The sequence below is a fragment of the Trinickia sp. genome, assembly GCF_035492435.1.
GTDB lineage: Bacteria > Pseudomonadota > Gammaproteobacteria > Burkholderiales > Burkholderiaceae > Trinickia.
In genome coordinates this window covers 22,818-38,997 of sequence record NZ_DATJJF010000094.1, presented here as the reverse complement: position 1 = coordinate 38,997, position 16,180 = coordinate 22,818, and the positions used below count along the sequence as shown (strand labels likewise).

The window sequence follows — 16,180 nt, the reverse complement described above, 5'->3', positions numbered from 1 at the left end:
CGGTAGTCTCGGCGAATGCGCACCGATAAACACCTTCCCGAACTCCTGTTGATCACGCCCGAACCCGTCGCGGATGTCGATGGCGGGTTCGACACCTTCGTCATGCGGCTCGATCACGCATTGGTGCGCGGCATTGCGTTAGTGCAACTGCGCGCGAAGCAGCTTGATGCGGGCCGATTCGACTTGCTTGCAGCGCGAGTGCTCAATCAGTGTCACGCGCGCGGCGCCCGGCTGATTCTCAACGGACCTACCTCCGACGCGCCGGACGTGTACGCAGACGGTCTGCACTTGAGCAGCGAGCGGCTCATGCAGTGCTCGAGAAGAATGGTGCCGGAGTCCAAGCTGCTTTCAGCGGCTTGCCATAGCGAGGATCAGTTGGCGCAGGCAGCACGGGTCGGGGCCGATTTCGTCACGCTCTCGCCTGTACTGCCGACGGCGAGTCATCCTGGTGCCCCGACGCTGGGATGGCAACGCTTCGGCGAGCTCTTGGCACACGCACAGGTGCCCGTCTATGCGCTTGGGGGGATGTCGCCATCGCATTCTGAAGCAGCTCGAGCGATGGGCGCTCAAGGTATCGCGGCAATTTCCGCGCTCTGGTAGATCGTGGCTCTTACCTGCCCGGCGTCAAGCTTGACGCCTCTTGCTAGCCCTCCTTTAGTCGAGAGCCGGCCTCGTTGACGGCGTTTCGAGGCACGCACGTTGCGGATTTCAATGCGAGCCTCGCGCTCGACGAGAAACCTCATCGAATTGACAGAGAAGGAGATCACCATGGCACGCAAGTCGCTGGGAGACTTATTCCTGCACGATCTTTCGGACATTTACAGCGCTGAAAAGCAGTTGACGCGCGCACTCGCCAGACTATCGCGAGCGGCCAGCAACGAAGAATTGTCGAAGGCATTCGAGACACACTTGCATGAAACGGAGGGCCAGATAGAACGGATCGACAAGGTCGTCGAAGTTTGCGGACTCCGTTTGAAGAGGATGAAGTGTGCAGCGATGGAAGGACTCATCGAGGAAGGGCAGGAGATGATCGATGAGATGGGAAAGGGGCCGGTGCTCGACGCAGGCCTCGTCGGCGCGGCTCAGAAAGTGGAGCACTACGAAATCGCCGCGTACGGGACGCTCTGCGCGATCGGCAAGCTACTTGGCCGCGATGAGGCCGTGAGATTGCTAAGCGAGACTTTGGAAGAGGAAAAGGCGACCGATCTGAAGTTGTCGAAATTTGCTCAGACGGTCGGCAATCCACAAGCGCAGGAAGCGTGAGGACATGGCCGCGTAAAGGCTGGACAGCAGTTTCGAGGAGCTTCGAGAGAGCACTCAGGGGGGCGTTAGGCGCCGCTAATCCGAAACCCGTCGCGCGCGCTAGCCCGCATCGGCGATACATCCCTGGGTCAGCTCCCCGTGTTTCTGCGGCCAGTGGGTACAACGGATAAGGCCGTGCCCGGCGGGGTCACCCAGTTCCCAAGCATTGAACGGAGGAGGACGATGAGTTCACTCGCAATCGAACGCGCCGGCCATATCGGCAGGACAGTGGTGGTACCCGCGGGCGACATCGCCCGGAGGACGTACGAAGGGTTCGCGCAGTTGACTGAGCTCAATCTCGAGACGGTGAAGACCACGTTCGCCGAGCAACGGGCGATTGCTGAGGAGACGGTGTGCACACCCTCGTTCGAGAGGCTCGTGAATCTGTCGGGCGCACAGACGCAAGCGAGCTTGAAGCAAGCGCTCGCGTACTGGCGCCATGCCAGCGACATCGCCATCGACACGGTGGCCGATAACGTGGGACTGGGGTGGCAAAGCATGGACGAGTACATGCAGTGGACGGTGTCATGGCTTAGCGATGCGGCAAGGCCTCCCCAAGCTGGATCAGCGATGGCTAATCATTACGGTCTACGCGCCGTTTCCGCGTAGCACGGGCGCGAATCTCTATTCGTTCGCGTTGCCCGAAAGCCCCGCAACGGGTGTGACTTCCTCATTGGCGAACGGCGCGGCTGCCCGGCGCAGCTGTTCGTAAACGCCGTTGTCGCCGATTCGCTCGAACCCGAGCCGGCGGTAAAGTGCGCGCGCGGGGTTGTTGAATTCGGTCTGAATCCTCACAGCCATCTCCCGCCGCGCCGCTTCGGCCACGACCGCTTTCATGAGCCGGGTGCCGATGCCTGCGCCGCGATAGGCCGACAAGAGCGAGATATCGATGATTAACGCTTCGCCGCTATTGGAATTCCATTCGTGGTACAGGCGGCCAATGGCCCTTTCTCCGTTCAGCACGACATCGAAACGAGCGTTCGGATAATGACGCCGGTAGTACGTGTCCTGCATTGAAAACTGGTGCGCGAGCAAATCCCGGATCGTTTGCTCATCGAGGCCTGAGGCGCGAAATTCGTCGATTCGCGTGCTCTCGAAAACGCCCATCAGGAAGTCCCGGTCAGCAAGCGTCGACGCGCGAAGCGAGATACCAGTCTGTGATGCCTCGACGCGAGAAGGAAGCGTTGTGGGAGAAGACGCTTCAAATGATTCGACCGTGGACTTTTCCATTTTTAATCGGGTACTTCCGGTTCCGCTGTGAGGGAAGTTGTTTGCGCTGCGATCTTAGTTCAGACGATATGCCGTTTGCAATCGCATCTCGCTGGAAGAGGGCGTGCGCAACGGTATGCGGGGTATATAGTGAGTGACGCCGTTCCATCGATTGAATGGAGTTCCCATGCAGCCTCTGGTAGAACCCTTTTTCGATTCGGTCACCTCCACATTGACTTACGTGGTGCATGCGGGAGCCGGCTCGGTCTGCGCAATTATCGATTCCGTGCTTGATTTCGACCCAAAGTCGGCGCGCACGGCAACGTGCTCGGCCGATCGCGTGATCGCGTTCGTACGTGAGCAACACCTCACCGTCGAATGGCTGCTCGAGACGCATGCGCATGCTGACCATTTATCCGCTGCGCAGTATTTGAAGCGGACGTTTGGGGGCCGCATCGCGATTGGCGAGCAGATCCGAACGGTGCAGCGCACATTTCAAGGCGTATTCAATGTCGAGGTGGATGCGGCGGCAGACGGCGCGCAGTTCGATCACCTCTTTGCTCCCGACGAGACATTTACTGTCGGCGCGCTCGCGGCACGCGCCATCCACGTGCCAGGGCATACGCCGGCCGACATGGCGTATGTGATCGGCAATGCCACCTTCGTGGGCGACACGTTGTTCATGCCCGACGTGGGTTCTGCGCGCTGCGATTTTCCGGGCGGCGATGCACACGCCCTTTATCATTCGGTGCGAAAGCTGCTCTCGTTGCCGCAAGAAACGCGGCTTTTCATGTGTCACGACTATCCGCCGCCATCGCGCAACGTGTGCTGGGAGACGACGGTCGCAGAGCAACGTCGCACGAACATCCACTTGCACGATGGTGTGTCCGAGTCCGATTTCGTGGAGATGCGTACACGTCGGGACGCAACGCTTTCGATGCCGACGCTGATCCTGCCGTCGATCCAGGTCAACATTCGAGCCGGTGCGTTGCCTCGTCCCGAGTCGAACGGTATCCGCTACCTCAAGATTCCTCTCGATTTGCTTTGACGATCTGCTGGCGGCCCGAGCGCCTCTCGTGTTGAGTAGCTTAGTTCGGACTACTTCGGACTACTTCGGACTACTAATCAAGGACGATTCGATTGTCGGAGAGCGGACCGCACAATTTTCGCCAAGGAGCCCGTTCGGCTTAGAATCGGGGTTGATTCAATGCGTTGCGAGCGCATCCATGCGGATACTGGTGATAGAAGACGAGCCCAAAACGGGCGCGTATTTGAAAAAGGGACTGCAGGAATCGGGGTATTCCGTCGATATCGCGGCGGATGGGGCCGAGGGCCTGATGCTGGCGCAGGAAGAGCACTATGACGTGATCGTGCTGGATGTCATGCTGCCGACGATGGACGGATGGTCCGTACTGAAAGCATTGCGTGACAAACGTTCGACCACGCCCGTTCTGTTTCTGACGGCACGCGACGATGTGCACGATCGGGTGCATGGGCTCGAGCTCGGTGCCGACGATTACCTCGTCAAGCCGTTCGCATTCGTCGAGCTGCTTGCACGCGTGCGCACGCTGGCGCGCCGCGGGCCGCCGCGTGAAACCGAGGTGCTTCGGGTAGCCGATCTCGAAATCGACGTCAGCCGCCGGCGCGTGCGCCGCGGCTCGAGGCGCATCGATCTCACGCCGCGGGAGTTTTCGCTGCTGCAGCTGCTAGTGGACCATCAGGGCGAGGTCATGAGCCGCACACAGATCGCCTCGTATGTGTGGGACATGAACTTCGATAGCGATACGAACGTTGTCGAGGTGGCGATACGCCGCTTGCGTGTGAAGATCGACGAAGGCAGCCCCATCAAGCTGATTCAGACGGTGCGTGGCGTCGGCTACGTGATCGAGCCGAAAGAGGAGCTCTGATGAGGGGGCGTTCGCTCTCTGCCACGCTTGCGATCGCTTTCGGCGCAATCACGTTTGTGGTCTTCGCGCTAGTCGGAAGCATGCTGTATTACGCGCTCGAGCGGCAGGTGATGCAGGAGGACGATAACGACATCGTGCTGATTTCGCGGCACGTGCGGCGTCTTGCGGATGAACTCTCCTCCGTGCCGGATCTGCGCGAGCATGCCGCGCGTCTTGTCAGTCAAGTGCTCGGTCACCGCGAAATGGCGTTGCGTATTCTTGACGCCGATCGGCACCTCCTCATCCAGCACAATGCCGAGCGCCTCGGAGATGGAGCATCGCTGCCGGTGTGGATGCAACGCGTGCCCTATGGCGAGCGCATCACGGCGAATGCGCTCGCCCGGTGGCAGGACGCCAGCGGCGGGCCCATGCACGGCATCGCGTCGGAGCTGAGATTGCGCGACGGTACGACGGTGACGGCAATCGTCTCGCGCGACATGACCTACCGGCGGCTTTTGCTCGTTCATTACCGCGATCGTCTTTACGCGTTCGGGCTCGTCGGCATGTTGCTCGCGTTCGTGCTCGGTTGGATGCTCTCGAGCGTGGCGCTGCGCCCGCTGCGCGAGATCGCGGCCAGCGCGGCAACGATCACAGTCGATCGACTCGATACGCGCATCGAAGTGCAGAAGGTACCTTCCGAGCTGCGCGCATTGATCGAATCGTTGAATGCCATGCTCGATCGGCTCCATCGCGGCTTCGAGCGGCTTTCACAGCACACGGCCGATCTCGCGCATGACATGCGCACGCCGCTCGGCAATCTGCGCGGGGCGACGGAAGTCGCGCTCGCGCGCGAGCGCACGGTCGACGAATATCAAACGCTGCTTGCGTCGAATCTTGAGGAGTGCGAACGACTGTCGCGCATGATCGAAAGCGTGCTCTTTCTTGCACGTGCCGAGCATCCGCAGTTCGTGACGCGCTTGCGTGTGCTTGACGCGAATGCCGAGCTCACCCGGATTGCCCAATACTTCGAAGGCGTAGCCGAGGAGGCGAATATCCGCCTGCATGTCGAGGTCGACGGCACAGCCAAGCTGCAAGCCGACGTCGAGCTTTTCCGGCGTGCCGTCAACAATCTGCTCGCGAATGCGATGCGCTACACGCCGCCGGGAAAGGCCATCGTCTTGCGGGCAACACAAATGGCAAAGGCGACTCGCATCACAGTGGCCAATGAAGGCACCGCGATCGATGCGGCGTTGCTCGAGCGCATCTTCGACCGCTTTTATCGTGCAGACCCGGCACGCAAGAGCGATTCGAAATCGGCCGGCTCGGCCGGTCTCGGGCTTGCGATCGTGCGCACGATCATGGAGCTGCACGGCGGCACCGTCCATGCCGAAAGCGATGCCGTGAGCACGCGCTTCATCCTCACCTTTCCGTGCAGGCTGTAAAGCATCGACGGATGCATTGGGGGCGCCTTCGCGCTTAGCGGCTCGTCATCTGCTCCTTGGATGCCGGTGTCTCCGTCTCCTTGAGCGACGCACTGCTCCAGCCGCCCCCCAGTGCCTTGATGAGCGAGACCGCAGCATCGACACGCCGAGCCTGGATCTGATCCTCGTTGCGCTCGTTCATCAACGCGATGCTCTGGGCTGTTACTACATCGAGGTAGCTCACCGCGCCGGCTTGGAATCGGTTCGTCGTGAGCTTTAGCGATAGTTGGGCCGCCTCGGTGGCGCGCCGCTGCGTCTGCGCCTCGTCGGCCAATGTATGCAAGGCCGAGAGATTGTCTTCCACCTGTTGGAATGCGACCAGGACCGTCTGCCGGTAATCGGCAACCGTTCCCTCGTACTGCGCATTCGCGTTGTTGACCATGGCGTTGCGCTGCCCCCCGTCGAAGATCGTCCCGGCAAGCTGTGCGCCAAGCCCCCAGAACAGGCTGCCTGCTGTGAACCAGGGCCCGTAGTACGAGCTCTCCAGGCCGGCCGTTGGCGACAACCTGAGGTTCGGGTAGTAGGCGGCATGGGCCAGGCCGATTTGCGCGTTGGCCGCTGCAACACGGCGCTCGGCTGCCGCGATATCAGGCCGGCGTTCGAGCAATTGCGAGGGAACGCCAACAGGGATATCGGGTACGGCGACCGGCGTTACGCTGGGCGTCAGCGAGAAAGAGGAGGCCGGCACACCGATCAACGTGGCGATGGCATGCTCGAACTGTGCGCGAAAAACGTCGATGTCCGTGTCTTGCGTGCGCGCGGTTTCGAGTTGCGTTTGCGCCGCCGCAACCACCGATCCGTCGACTGCACCGTCCTTGAATTCCTGCTCGACGATATTGAACGCGTCAGTGTAAGCCTTGACCGTATCGTCGAGCAGCTTCTTCTGGATATCGAGCGCGCGCAAGTTGAAGTAGTCGAGGGCCAGGTCGCTGGCCATCGATAGCCGCACCGATTCAAGATCGCCCTGAGAAGCCTGAGCCGTATCGCGTGCGTTGACGACAGCGTCCTTGACTCGGCCAAACAAATCGGGCTCCCAACTCGCCGTCACCCCCACCGAAAAGTCGGGATAGGTTTTGCCGGCCGTGGCGTGGCCCGCTACGTTTTGCGAGTAAAGGCGCGCGCGCGAAACGGCGGAGCCTGCCGTGATGGTCGGCAAGAATCCCGCGCGCTGATATTGAACCATCGCACGCGCTTGCTCCACCATCGACACGGCTTTCTGGACCGATTGGTTCGAAACGTCGATACGCGCTTCGAGACTATTGAGTTCGGGATCGTCGAATATCGTCCACCACTGTCCGCGCGAGAGGGCATCGCCTGGTGTGGCGGTGCTCCACTTCGAATCCGTCGCCGCGGCGTTCGCATAGTGCTGCGGCATGTCGAGCGTCGGCTTTTTGTAGTCGGGGAGCGTCGAACACGCCGCGCACGCGCAGGCGACACAGGCGGCCACAGTTTTGCGCAGAAATGGCACGTCAAAATGAGGATGGCTCATGGTCAGTCTCCGTCGGTCGCGCTTCATGCGTGAGCGTCGGGCGTGATCACCTGAACCGACTCGCCTTCGCTGATGGAGTCGCCCGGGTTGTCGATCACGCGATCCGTCGGGGTGAGGCCGGTCGCAACTTCCACGAACGTGCCGAAATCGCGGCCGATGGTCACGGTCTTGATATGTGCCTTGCCATCCTCGCCGGCAACGGCGACAACCACGCCGTTCGGGCGGAAGAGCAGGGCGCTCACCGGTAGCTCGATCTGCGGGTGCGACGAGACGAGCGCAAGGTGTGCCTGGGCATAGGCACCGGGCATGAGCGTACTGTCCTGGTTGTCGACATCGACTTCCACGCGCAGCGTCCGGCTCGACGGGTCGATCGCGTCGGTCGTGCGGGCAAGCTTCGCGGCGAAACGCCGGCCCGGGTACTGTTGCGTCGTCAGATAGACCGGCGTATCCGGGGTGATCATGCCGGCGTCGTCCTGCGGGACATCGGCGAAAACGCGCAACGTCGAAGTCTGCTGGATATGGAAAAGCTCGCTGCCGTTCGTCGGTGTGTTGACGCCGGGCGCGCCGCCTGCCGTCACCAAGGAGCCGATGTCGATATTGCGCTTCGTGATGAGGCCGTCGAACGGTGCGACGACCTTCTCGTATGAGACGAGCTCGGTGAGGCGGGCAACGTTGGCCCGTGCCGAGTCCAGCATCGCCTTTTTCGCTTGCATGTCGCTCAATTTCGTATCGGCGTCCTGCTGCGCGACCGATTGCGTTTGCAGCATCTGCTGCCAGCGATCCGACGTGGTCTTGGCGTATTGGAAGTTTGCCTGCGCCGTCGCCTCGTCCGCGCGCGCCTGAGTCAGCTGGGCATCGAGTTCAGGCGTCTGGATGACGGCAAGGGTCTGGCCGGCCTTCACTCTGGTGCCGATGTCGGCATACCAGTGCACGAGGTAGCCGCTTGTACGCGCATAGATGGACGCATCGATGTACGGCATCACCGCGCCTGGCAACAAGAGATCTTGTGAAGCGGGAGCTTTCTTCGCTTGCACGATCTGTACATCAAGGGCGCTTTGCGCCTCAACCTGCTGCGTGACTTCAGTGCTCGCGTGCAAACGCGGAATGATGCCGACCACGAGCAGCGCGGCGGCCATGCAGGCGAGCGCGATCGGCAGCGCACCGCGCCGGGTGCGCTTCATCGCTGGGGGTGCGGCGGCAGCAGAGTGGTCATGGCCACTGTGGCGAGCCTCATGCGCCTCGGAGGCGGTGTCGGCATCGATGACATTGTCGCGATTGGACTGGGTATTGTTAGGCGTATTCATAACTGGTCTTCCTGCAGACGGAGTTCAGTTGGCGCCGGCCGGCCGCGACTGAGCGGCGGCATGACGCGATTGACGCTTCGCGAGCCATGTGTGCACCGTGCCGAAAACCACGGGCACGAACATGAGCGTGGACATCGTGCCGAACGAAAGCCCACCGATCACGGCGCGCCCGAGCGGTGCGTTTTGCTCGCCGCCGTCGCCGAGGCCGAGTGCCATCGGCAACATGCCGATCAGCATCGCAAGCGCGGTCATCATCACTGGCCGGAACCGACTGAAGCCGGCCTCAAGTGCCGCAACCAGCGGTGCGTTGCCGTTGGCAAGCAGGTCCCGGCCTGCGTTGACGACGAGAATGCTGTTCGCTGTCGCGATACCCATACAGAGAATGGTGCCGGTGAGCGCGGGCACGGACAGCGTCGTGTGTGTGGCAAACAGCATCCACGCAATGCCCGCGAACGAGGCCGACAGGCCACTCACGATAATCAGCGGATCGATCCACGACTGGAAGTTGATGACCATCAGGAAATAGATGAGCAAGACGGCGAAGACAAGGCCGCCGCCCAAGCCGACGAACGAATCGTGCATCGACTGCGCTTGCCCGCGCAGGATGATCGACGAGCCCGGTGGCAGTTGAGCCCGCGCCTGATCCACGAGCCGCTGGACATCGGAGGCAACACCGCCGAGATCACGGCTTTGCGCGGACGCGTAGATATCGAGCACGGTCTGCACGTTGTAGTGCGAGACGGCCGCCTGCTGCGACGAGCGCGACATCGTACCGAGCGTGCCGATCTGATTTTGCGGGACCGAGGTGCCATACGTCGTCAAAGGAATATTGGCGAGGGTTTGCAGCGAGTGAATGTCGTACTGCGGCACCTCCGCCATCAACGGGTACGTCACGCCGTTTTGCGGGTTGAGCCAGAAGTTTGGCGTCGTTTGCGAGCTGCCCGACAGCGCGATCAGCAGGTTCTGCGCGACGTCATGCTGCGTGAGGCCAGCCAGCATCGCCTTCGTGCGATCGATGTCGATGTTGATTGTCGGCTCATCACCCGGCTGCTGGATGCGGGCATCGACAAGGCCTCGCACGCTACGCATTTGCGCGAGCAAGCGATTCGCCACCACGCGGTTCTGGTCGAGCTTGTTGCCGACGATCTGTACGTCGATCGGTGATGGCAGGCCGAAGTTGAGGATCTGGCTCACGATATCGGCCGGCAGGAACGAGAACGTGACGCCGGGGAACGAGGCCGTCAACACGTTGCGCAGCTTCGCGACGTATTGCGCGGTGGGCTTGTGATTCTCCTTCAGCGAGATCATGACGTCCGCGTCCCATGTACCGATCGGCTGCGAGGAGTCATACGTGAGGTTGATGCCGGAAACGGGCAGGCCGATGTTGTCGAGGACCAAACCGAGTTCGTTAGCGGGAATCACGCTGCGGATCTTGTTCTCGACTTCGTCGGTGATGCGGGCCGTCTGCTCGACGCGTGTGCCCGTCGGCGCGCGCAGGTGCAAGCGAATTTCACCGGCGTCCGTGGCCGGGAAAAAGTCGCGACCGAGGAATGGCACCAATGCGAGCGATCCCAAGCACAGCAAGAGAAAGATCGGAATGAAGCGGCCTCGATTCGTGATCGCGCCTTCGAGCACACCACGATAGCCGTTACGCAAGACGGTGAAGCGTCGTTCGAACGCGTGCTGAAAGCGGATAACGGCGGCAAAACGTCCCGTCGGGGCACCTTCATGCGGCGTCTTCTCGCGCAGCAAGTACATCGCGAGCGTTGGAATCAGCGTACGCGAGAAGAAATACGATGCGCACATCGCGAAGACGACCGCTTCGGCCATCGGCACGAACAGATAGCGCGCCACGCCCGAGAGCATGAACATCGGGACGAACACGATACAGATCGACATCGTCGAGACGAAGGTCGGTGTTGCGATTTCCCCCGCGCCGACGAGAATGGCCTCATGCAGCGGCTCGCCGTTCTCGAGGTGGTGCGATATGTTCTCGATGGCCACCGTCGCATCGTCGACGAGCACACCGACCGCGAGCGCGAGACCGCCAAGCGTCATGATGTTGATCGTCTGCCCGAGCGCCGAGAGCAAGATCATCGACGTGAGCACCGCAAGCGGGATCGACACGGCAATGATGAGTGTCGCACGCCAGCTGCCGAGGAAGAGCAGGATCATCGACGCTGTCAGGCACGCGGCGATCAGCGCTTCACGCACCACGCCCATGATCGCCGATTTCACGAACACGGATTGGTCGCCCATCTGAGTGATCTTCAGTGACGAAGGCAGGCCCGCGGCGACATGCGGCAGGATGTCCTTGATCTGCTGAATGATCGTGAGCGTCGAAGCGCTTCCGGATTTTTCCACCGTCAAGAGCGCGGCACGCTTGCCGTCAGCGCGCACGATATTCTGCTGCGGTTCATAGCCATCGATGACGTGAGCGACGTCACGCACGTACACGACCGTACCGTTGACGACCTTGATCGGCAGATCGTTGAGCTCCTCGAGCTTTTGCGTACTGCCGTTCATTTCGACGTTGTATTCGCGCGTACCGATCTTCGCGGTACCGCCCGGCAACGTCAGGTTCTGCACATTGACGGCGTTGACCACGTCGATCGGAGCCAAGCCCTTCGCCTGCATCTTGCGCGGATCGAGCTGGACCATGACCTGGCGCACCTTGCCGCCGAACGGCAAAGGCACGGCCGCGCCTTGCACAGTCGCGAGCTGTGTGCGAATGAAGCTGTTGCCGAGGTCGTACAGCTGTTGTTCCGACAACGTCTTGCTCGATAAGCCGAGCTGCAGAATCGGCACCGTGGAGGCGCTATAGACGATGATGTTCGGCGGCAGCGTACCCGGCGGCAGGTTTTTCAGCATCGAAGCGGAGTTCGATGCGGCCTGTGCGACGGCACGATTGATGTCGGCGCCCGGATGGAAGAAGACTTTGATGACCGAGACGCCCGCCAACGATTGCGACTCGATGTGCTCGATGTCGTCCACGTCGGTTGTGAGCGAGCGCTCATAAGGCGTCGTGATCCGTTGCGCCATGTCCTGGGCGGAGAACCCGTTGTACGACCAGACGATACTGACGACCGGAATGTCGATGTTCGGGAAGATATCGGTGGGCGTCCGCATGATGGCGAGCGGCCCGAGAATGAACAGGAGCAGGGCTACGACGATGAACGTGTAGGGTCTGCTCAGCGCGAGTCTGACGATCCACATGACGGGTCCTTGCGGCTGAGTTCTGCAGGCGCGCGTCGAGGGCGGGAGCCCCCAATGCGCGATTGACCCCGGAAGTCTGCGGGCAAGGCGCTTACCGAGCCGTTACCTCACCATTACAAAGCTGTTATCCCAGAGTGCCGGCGTGCGATGTGCTGGACGTCATAGGGCGCGAGAGCTCGAGCCCGCTGCGCAAATTACGAAGATGTAATCTAGATGACAGCTTGAAGTCAGCGCCCGAATCGCAGACTGTCGTTACGCTCAGTTGATGTTTGGCGAGCGAAGGAGCCGGCTCGCTATGGCGTCCGGCGTCACGTTCTGAGAGGGAGAAATGATGAAATCGTTGATCAAGACTGTTGCTCTGTCATGTGCGCTGGCTACGCCTCTTTTCGCCGTCGCGCAAACTTCGAATCAAGCGTCGGCACAAACGTTGACACAAACGAACAACGGCCCCCTGACTCGCGCAGAAGTTCGTGCTGATCTGATTCGCCTCGAACAGGCGGGCTATCGCCCCAGCACGAAGGATATCCATTATCCGGCCGACATCCAGGCAGCTGAAGCGAAGGTCGCCGCATCAGGTGAAACGCTCGCGAGCACCTCGGTGGGTGGTGTGGCTGAGCAAAGCGCCGCAGCGGGCGGTGCGGTGTCGGGTGGCTCGGAACCGCCTGTCGTCAAGTCCATCTACACCGGCCATTGATAAACGATGATTCGGCTGCCGCTGCAGCCGACATGGGACGTGGCAGGCTCAGAAGCTCAAGGTCTCGTGTGCTTTGACGATCTGCCCGGCCACCGTCTCGATCTGTTCGCGCTTGACCATCGCCTGAGAGCGCAGCAACTGATACGCCTCGTCCTCGGAAACGCCGCGCGAGGTCATCACGATCTGCTTGGCCTGCTGGATTACGCGCACCTTGGCCTGCTTTTGCTCGAGCCGTTCGATGTAACGCTCGCGGGCACGACTCGTTTTGGACTGCGACAGTGCGACGGCGATGGCCGTTAGGAGTCCGAACGAACGGACTGGCGAGGGGATCGTCGCAAACGCGTTGAGTTGCAACACCGCTTCGATTGTGACTGGGTTTTCGTAGGTAACGACCGGAATGACGGGCGGTGCCGATGGGGTGTCGAGCCAAGGGTAGTGCGTCGACAGCGTTTCGGGCCGTACCGCCATGAGGACGAGCCCGGTATCGGCGGGCAGCGCATCAACACGTGGCCAGAACACATCGACCGCGCACCCGATTCGCTGCAGCTGTGCGAGCAGCTCATCGCCATCCTGATCGCGTGGATGAATAACGACGACTTTGAGTGAGCGCAGATCGCGCAGAATCGCGGGCGTTGCCGCGGAGCGCTTCATCGTTGCACTCCGTACGGCACGGAGTGCGCGACGGCCTGCGCAGTCCAGCGCGGCGTCGTATGCGAGACGACGTACGGATCGGCTTTTACGCGCTCGGGCGCACGGCCGATGATGTCGAATTGGCCCGCGCCGTTCACACGGCCAATCAGCGGATGCAGGTAGGTGTGGTTGTTGTGCTCGTCGATTCGCACGCGGCCCTGCGGTGCATCGAACTCGAGGCCTGGCAGGACGCGCTGTAGGAGTGTCGGATCATCCGTGCGCACGCGCCGTATGGCATCGGCGAGCAGGTGCATCTGAAAGTAAGCCGCTTCCCAGCACATGTTCGCCGGCGAGTCGTCGCCGAAGCGTGCCTGATAGCGCGCAAGCGCGGCGCGGTTCGCCTCCGTTTCAATACTTTGGAAATACGCGGCCGAGGTGATGTGGCCTTCGGCGACGTCGCTGCCCATGAGGGCGACCTCCGCCTCGCTCGTGGTATGGCTCGCGATCGGTGTCCGATAGGGATCGAGGCCGACGTATTGGAATGCGCGATAAAGAAGCGAAATCCCCTCGCCGACGACGGTCGAAAAGATGAAGTCCGGTGAGAGCTGGCGAATGCGCTTCGCAACGTCAAGGTAGTTTTCCCACCGCGCGTCGAGCGGCAAATACGTTTCGTCGACCTTCTCTCCGCCGCGCTCGAGAATGAGATCGCTCATCACCCGATTGGACTCGTAGGGGCAGACGTAGTCCGAGCCGACCATGCACACGCGCGAGCCATAGTGCGTCAGCATGAAGCCTGCGAGTGGCAACGTGTTCTGATTCGGTGCCGCGCCGGTGTAGATGACATTGCGGCTGTATTCGAACCCTTCGTAAGGCGTGGCGTAAAAGAGCAACGCGTTGTGCCGCTCGATCGTTGGTATGACGGCCTTGCGCGTGCTCGACATGTAGCAGCCCACGACGATTCGCACTCGGTGCTCGAGAATCAGTTGCTCGGCAAGATCGGCATAACGACGCGGCTCGCACTGCGGATCGAGGCAAACCAGTTCGATCTCGCGCCCCAGTACGCCACCCGCGCGGTTGATTTCTTCCGCTGCCAGCAGGGTCGCTTGCAGTTGTGTCCGCTCGGCCGCTGCCGTGGCGCCGCTGGAAGAATAGAGCACGCCGATCTTGATGGGACCGCTTGTGCAGTCTGTGTCCTGTCGAATCATGGGATGGTCTGAGTTGGTGCGGTGATGCACTTGAAGTGTGCCGCATGCATCGTTTGAAGCCCGAGCGATGTGCCGTCCAAGCCGCTTATTCATAATGCCTTGCGGATCGTCCGCGTGGCAAGCGGTTGCATGGGGCGAGACGCTCTCTTGCCGTGTGCGAAAGAGCTTCAAAGGGAGCTTCCAACGCGCTCCGATCTTCGCTATCACCATCGATGTGGCAGGCTCGATTCACGCTGGCACGCTCATTGCGTATCAAGCCGTGCTGCGCGCCGACGATCGAGTCGCCCCGGCATCTCTTCTCGTCGTTGAGGACAAAGGCGTTCTTGATGACACCGGCCAAAAAAGCCCGAAACCAGCTCGTCTGGTTTCGGGCTTTTTTTGTTTCGCGGTTTTGTTCATTGCGGAGTCAATTTAATGAAAAGGCGTACCTTTTTGTCGGCGCTCGGTTCGGGGGTGATCACGGCTGCCGGCTCGACACTGCCCAAGGCGGCGTTCGCGGCCGGCGGCGCGGATCCGATCAAGCTGGGCCTTTTGTTCTCGCAGTCGGGCACGATGGCCAACGGCGAATCGTTGCTCAAGGACATGGCGCTGATGACGTTCGACCAGATCAATGCGAAGGGCGGCGTCATGGGGCGGCCGGTGCAAGGTGTGGTGGTCGACCCCGCCTCGGATTGGCCGATGTACGCCCAGCTCTCGAAACAACTGATTCTGCGCGATCACGTTTCGGCCATCTTCGGCGGCTGGACCTCGGTGTCGCGCAAGTCGATCCTGCCTGTGGTCGAGGCGCAAGACAATCTTCTTTTCTATCCGCTTCACTTCGAAGGCGAAGAGGAGTCGAAGAATGTCGTTTATCTGAACTCGCCCCCGAGCAGCTCCGTGCTGCCCGCCATCGATTACCTGATGAGCGAGCAAGGCGGCGAGGCGAAACGCTTCTACATGATCGGCAGCGACTATGTGTGGCCGCGCACGATCAACAAGATGCTCAAGGGCTACCTTAAGACGAAGGGCATTCCGGAGTCGGCCTGGCGCGAGCATTACGTGCCCTTCGGCTACTCGAACTTCCAAACGATTGTGCGCGACATCAAGGACTTCGCTGCTCAGCCGGGCGGACAAGCGATCGTCGTCATGACCGTCGTCGGCGATTCCATTCCGGCGCTGTTCAAGGAGGCGGTCAACCAAGGCATCCGCGCGACCGATATCCCCATCCTCGGGCTCGATGTTGTCGACAGCGACCTGGAAGGCCTCGACACGCGGCCGCTCGTCGGCCATCTGAGTTGCTGGTGCTACTTCCAGAATGTGGATACGCCGCAAAACCGGCAGATCAAGCTCGACTGGAAGAACTATGTCACGGCGCACAACTTGAAGCACCGACCCGACATGATCATTGATCCGATGGTGTCCACCTACCTCGGCATCCATATGTGGGCGCAGGCAGCCGAGAAAGCCAAATCGACAAAACCGGACGCGGTGCGCGCGGCGCTTGCGGGACAGTCGATGGTCGATCCGGCCGGCTATACCGTGAAGATGGACGCATCCAATCAGTACCTCTGGCGCGGCGACATGATCGGCTCGATCAACGCCAATCAGGGCTTTGACATCCTGTGGAAGTCGAAAGATATCGAAAAGCCGGTGCCGTTCAGCCCATTCATCAGCAAGGCATGACGTGCGGGGCACACGCATGGTGAGCCTATCTGGCGAATCGAACGAGTCGCACGAATCGAGCGACGCGAACGGCTCGCAGCATTCTCGCCATGCGTTGGCTCG

Annotated in this window: 15 protein-coding genes; 9 read left to right on the top strand and 6 right to left on the bottom strand. The window is 61.1% G+C overall.

All coding sequences use genetic code 11. The annotated features are described in order from the left end of the window. Positions 1–15 precede the first annotated feature (15 nt). The 3 genes from VL598_RS06865 to VL598_RS06855 all read left to right on the top strand — a co-directional run bounded on the left by VL598_RS06865 (position 16) and on the right by VL598_RS06855 (position 1,911). Positions 16–600, top strand: coding sequence for a thiamine phosphate synthase (locus VL598_RS06865; protein ID WP_325325948.1), 585 nt, complete (start codon positions 16–18; stop codon positions 598–600). 168 nt (positions 601–768) lie between these two features. Further along, positions 769–1,263: a ferritin-like domain-containing protein gene (locus VL598_RS06860; protein WP_325325947.1), complete on the top strand. Its 495-nt coding sequence runs from the start codon at positions 769–771 to the stop codon at positions 1,261–1,263. Positions 1,264–1,485: 222 nt separating this feature from the next. Beyond that, positions 1,486–1,911 carry a phasin family protein gene (locus VL598_RS06855; protein WP_325325946.1) on the top strand — a complete coding sequence of 142 codons (426 nt, stop codon included), beginning with the start codon at positions 1,486–1,488 and terminating at the stop codon, positions 1,909–1,911. Between the two features lie 15 nt (positions 1,912–1,926). On the opposite strand, the gene VL598_RS06850 is transcribed toward VL598_RS06855, so the two are convergent. Next, positions 1,927–2,532, bottom strand: a complete 606-nt coding sequence (locus VL598_RS06850; RefSeq protein WP_325325945.1) for a GNAT family N-acetyltransferase — start codon at positions 2,530–2,532, stop codon at positions 1,927–1,929. A 166-nt stretch (positions 2,533–2,698) separates the two neighbouring features. On the opposite strand from VL598_RS06850, the gene VL598_RS06845 reads away from it, so the two are divergent. The 3 genes from VL598_RS06845 (at position 2,699) to VL598_RS06835 (ending at position 5,839) form a co-directional block, all read left to right on the top strand. Next, entirely contained in the window at positions 2,699–3,559 is an 861-nt protein-coding gene (locus VL598_RS06845) for an MBL fold metallo-hydrolase (RefSeq protein WP_325325944.1), read from the top strand. 178 nt (positions 3,560–3,737) lie between these two features. Then, positions 3,738–4,418: a heavy metal response regulator transcription factor gene (locus tag VL598_RS06840; RefSeq protein ID WP_325325943.1), complete on the top strand. Its 681-nt coding sequence runs from the start codon at positions 3,738–3,740 to the stop codon at positions 4,416–4,418. Further along, positions 4,418–5,839, top strand: a complete 1,422-nt coding sequence (locus VL598_RS06835) for a heavy metal sensor histidine kinase (RefSeq protein ID WP_325325942.1) — start codon at positions 4,418–4,420, stop codon at positions 5,837–5,839. Before VL598_RS06840 ends, VL598_RS06835 begins: the two co-directional genes overlap by 1 nt. A gap of 34 nt (positions 5,840–5,873) precedes the next feature. Here the strand turns inward: VL598_RS06835 and VL598_RS06830 are convergent, their stop codons facing one another. From VL598_RS06830 to VL598_RS06820, 3 genes are all read right to left on the bottom strand, one after another. Next, positions 5,874–7,367, bottom strand: a complete 1,494-nt coding sequence (locus tag VL598_RS06830; RefSeq protein WP_325325941.1) for an efflux transporter outer membrane subunit — start codon at positions 7,365–7,367, stop codon at positions 5,874–5,876. Between the two features lie 23 nt (positions 7,368–7,390). Next, entirely contained in the window at positions 7,391–8,548 is a 1,158-nt protein-coding gene (locus tag VL598_RS06825; protein WP_414718670.1) for an efflux RND transporter periplasmic adaptor subunit, read from the bottom strand. Positions 8,549–8,695: 147 nt separating this feature from the next. Next, positions 8,696–11,887, bottom strand: coding sequence for an efflux RND transporter permease subunit (locus VL598_RS06820; RefSeq protein ID WP_325325939.1), 3,192 nt, complete (start codon positions 11,885–11,887; stop codon positions 8,696–8,698). Positions 11,888–12,215: 328 nt separating this feature from the next. On the opposite strand from VL598_RS06820, the gene VL598_RS06815 reads away from it, so the two are divergent. After that, entirely contained in the window at positions 12,216–12,581 is a 366-nt protein-coding gene (locus VL598_RS06815) for a DUF4148 domain-containing protein (RefSeq protein WP_325325938.1), read from the top strand. A 48-nt stretch (positions 12,582–12,629) separates the two neighbouring features. On the opposite strand, the gene VL598_RS06810 is transcribed toward VL598_RS06815, so the two are convergent. Together VL598_RS06810 and VL598_RS06805 are read right to left on the bottom strand one after the other, a co-directional pair. After that, the gene (locus VL598_RS06810; RefSeq protein WP_325325937.1) at positions 12,630–13,232 is read right to left on the bottom strand and encodes an ANTAR domain-containing response regulator; all 603 of its coding nucleotides are present in this window, start codon (positions 13,230–13,232) and stop codon (positions 12,630–12,632) included. Then, positions 13,229–14,416, bottom strand: coding sequence for a transporter substrate-binding domain-containing protein (locus VL598_RS06805; RefSeq protein WP_325325936.1), 1,188 nt, complete (start codon positions 14,414–14,416; stop codon positions 13,229–13,231). The genes VL598_RS06810 and VL598_RS06805 overlap by 4 nt, the downstream gene beginning before the upstream one ends. Before the next feature lie 154 nt (positions 14,417–14,570). On the opposite strand from VL598_RS06805, the gene VL598_RS06800 reads away from it, so the two are divergent. Together VL598_RS06800 and VL598_RS06795 are read left to right on the top strand one after the other, a co-directional pair. After that, the gene (locus tag VL598_RS06800) at positions 14,571–14,831 is read left to right on the top strand and encodes a hypothetical protein (RefSeq protein ID WP_325325935.1); all 261 of its coding nucleotides are present in this window, start codon (positions 14,571–14,573) and stop codon (positions 14,829–14,831) included. Beyond that, the gene (locus tag VL598_RS06795; protein ID WP_325325934.1) at positions 14,831–16,078 is read left to right on the top strand and encodes an urea ABC transporter substrate-binding protein; all 1,248 of its coding nucleotides are present in this window, start codon (positions 14,831–14,833) and stop codon (positions 16,076–16,078) included. The genes VL598_RS06800 and VL598_RS06795 overlap by 1 nt, the downstream gene beginning before the upstream one ends. Positions 16,079–16,180 lie beyond the last annotated feature (102 nt).

Bases quoted from the DNA above. Each gene is read 5' to 3' on its own strand.
- VL598_RS06865 (WP_325325948.1), top strand. From the start codon at position 16: ATGCGCACCGATAAACACCTTCCCGAACTCCTGTTGATCACGCCCGAA.
- VL598_RS06860 (WP_325325947.1), top strand. From the start codon at position 769: ATGGCACGCAAGTCGCTGGGAGACTTATTCCTGCACGATCTTTCGGAC.
- VL598_RS06855 (WP_325325946.1), top strand. From the start codon at position 1,486: ATGAGTTCACTCGCAATCGAACGCGCCGGCCATATCGGCAGGACAGTG.
- VL598_RS06850 (WP_325325945.1), bottom strand. From the start codon at position 2,532: ATGGAAAAGTCCACGGTCGAATCATTTGAAGCGTCTTCTCCCACAACG.
- VL598_RS06845 (WP_325325944.1), top strand. From the start codon at position 2,699: ATGCAGCCTCTGGTAGAACCCTTTTTCGATTCGGTCACCTCCACATTG.
- VL598_RS06840 (WP_325325943.1), top strand. From the start codon at position 3,738: ATGCGGATACTGGTGATAGAAGACGAGCCCAAAACGGGCGCGTATTTG.
- VL598_RS06835 (WP_325325942.1), top strand. From the start codon at position 4,418: ATGAGGGGGCGTTCGCTCTCTGCCACGCTTGCGATCGCTTTCGGCGCA.
- VL598_RS06830 (WP_325325941.1), bottom strand. From the start codon at position 7,367: ATGAGCCATCCTCATTTTGACGTGCCATTTCTGCGCAAAACTGTGGCC.
- VL598_RS06825 (WP_414718670.1), bottom strand. From the start codon at position 8,548: ATGAAGCGCACCCGGCGCGGTGCGCTGCCGATCGCGCTCGCCTGCATG.
- VL598_RS06820 (WP_325325939.1), bottom strand. From the start codon at position 11,887: ATGTGGATCGTCAGACTCGCGCTGAGCAGACCCTACACGTTCATCGTC.
- VL598_RS06815 (WP_325325938.1), top strand. From the start codon at position 12,216: ATGATGAAATCGTTGATCAAGACTGTTGCTCTGTCATGTGCGCTGGCT.
- VL598_RS06810 (WP_325325937.1), bottom strand. From the start codon at position 13,232: ATGAAGCGCTCCGCGGCAACGCCCGCGATTCTGCGCGATCTGCGCTCA.
- VL598_RS06805 (WP_325325936.1), bottom strand. From the start codon at position 14,416: ATGATTCGACAGGACACAGACTGCACAAGCGGTCCCATCAAGATCGGC.
- VL598_RS06795 (WP_325325934.1), top strand. From the start codon at position 14,831: ATGAAAAGGCGTACCTTTTTGTCGGCGCTCGGTTCGGGGGTGATCACG.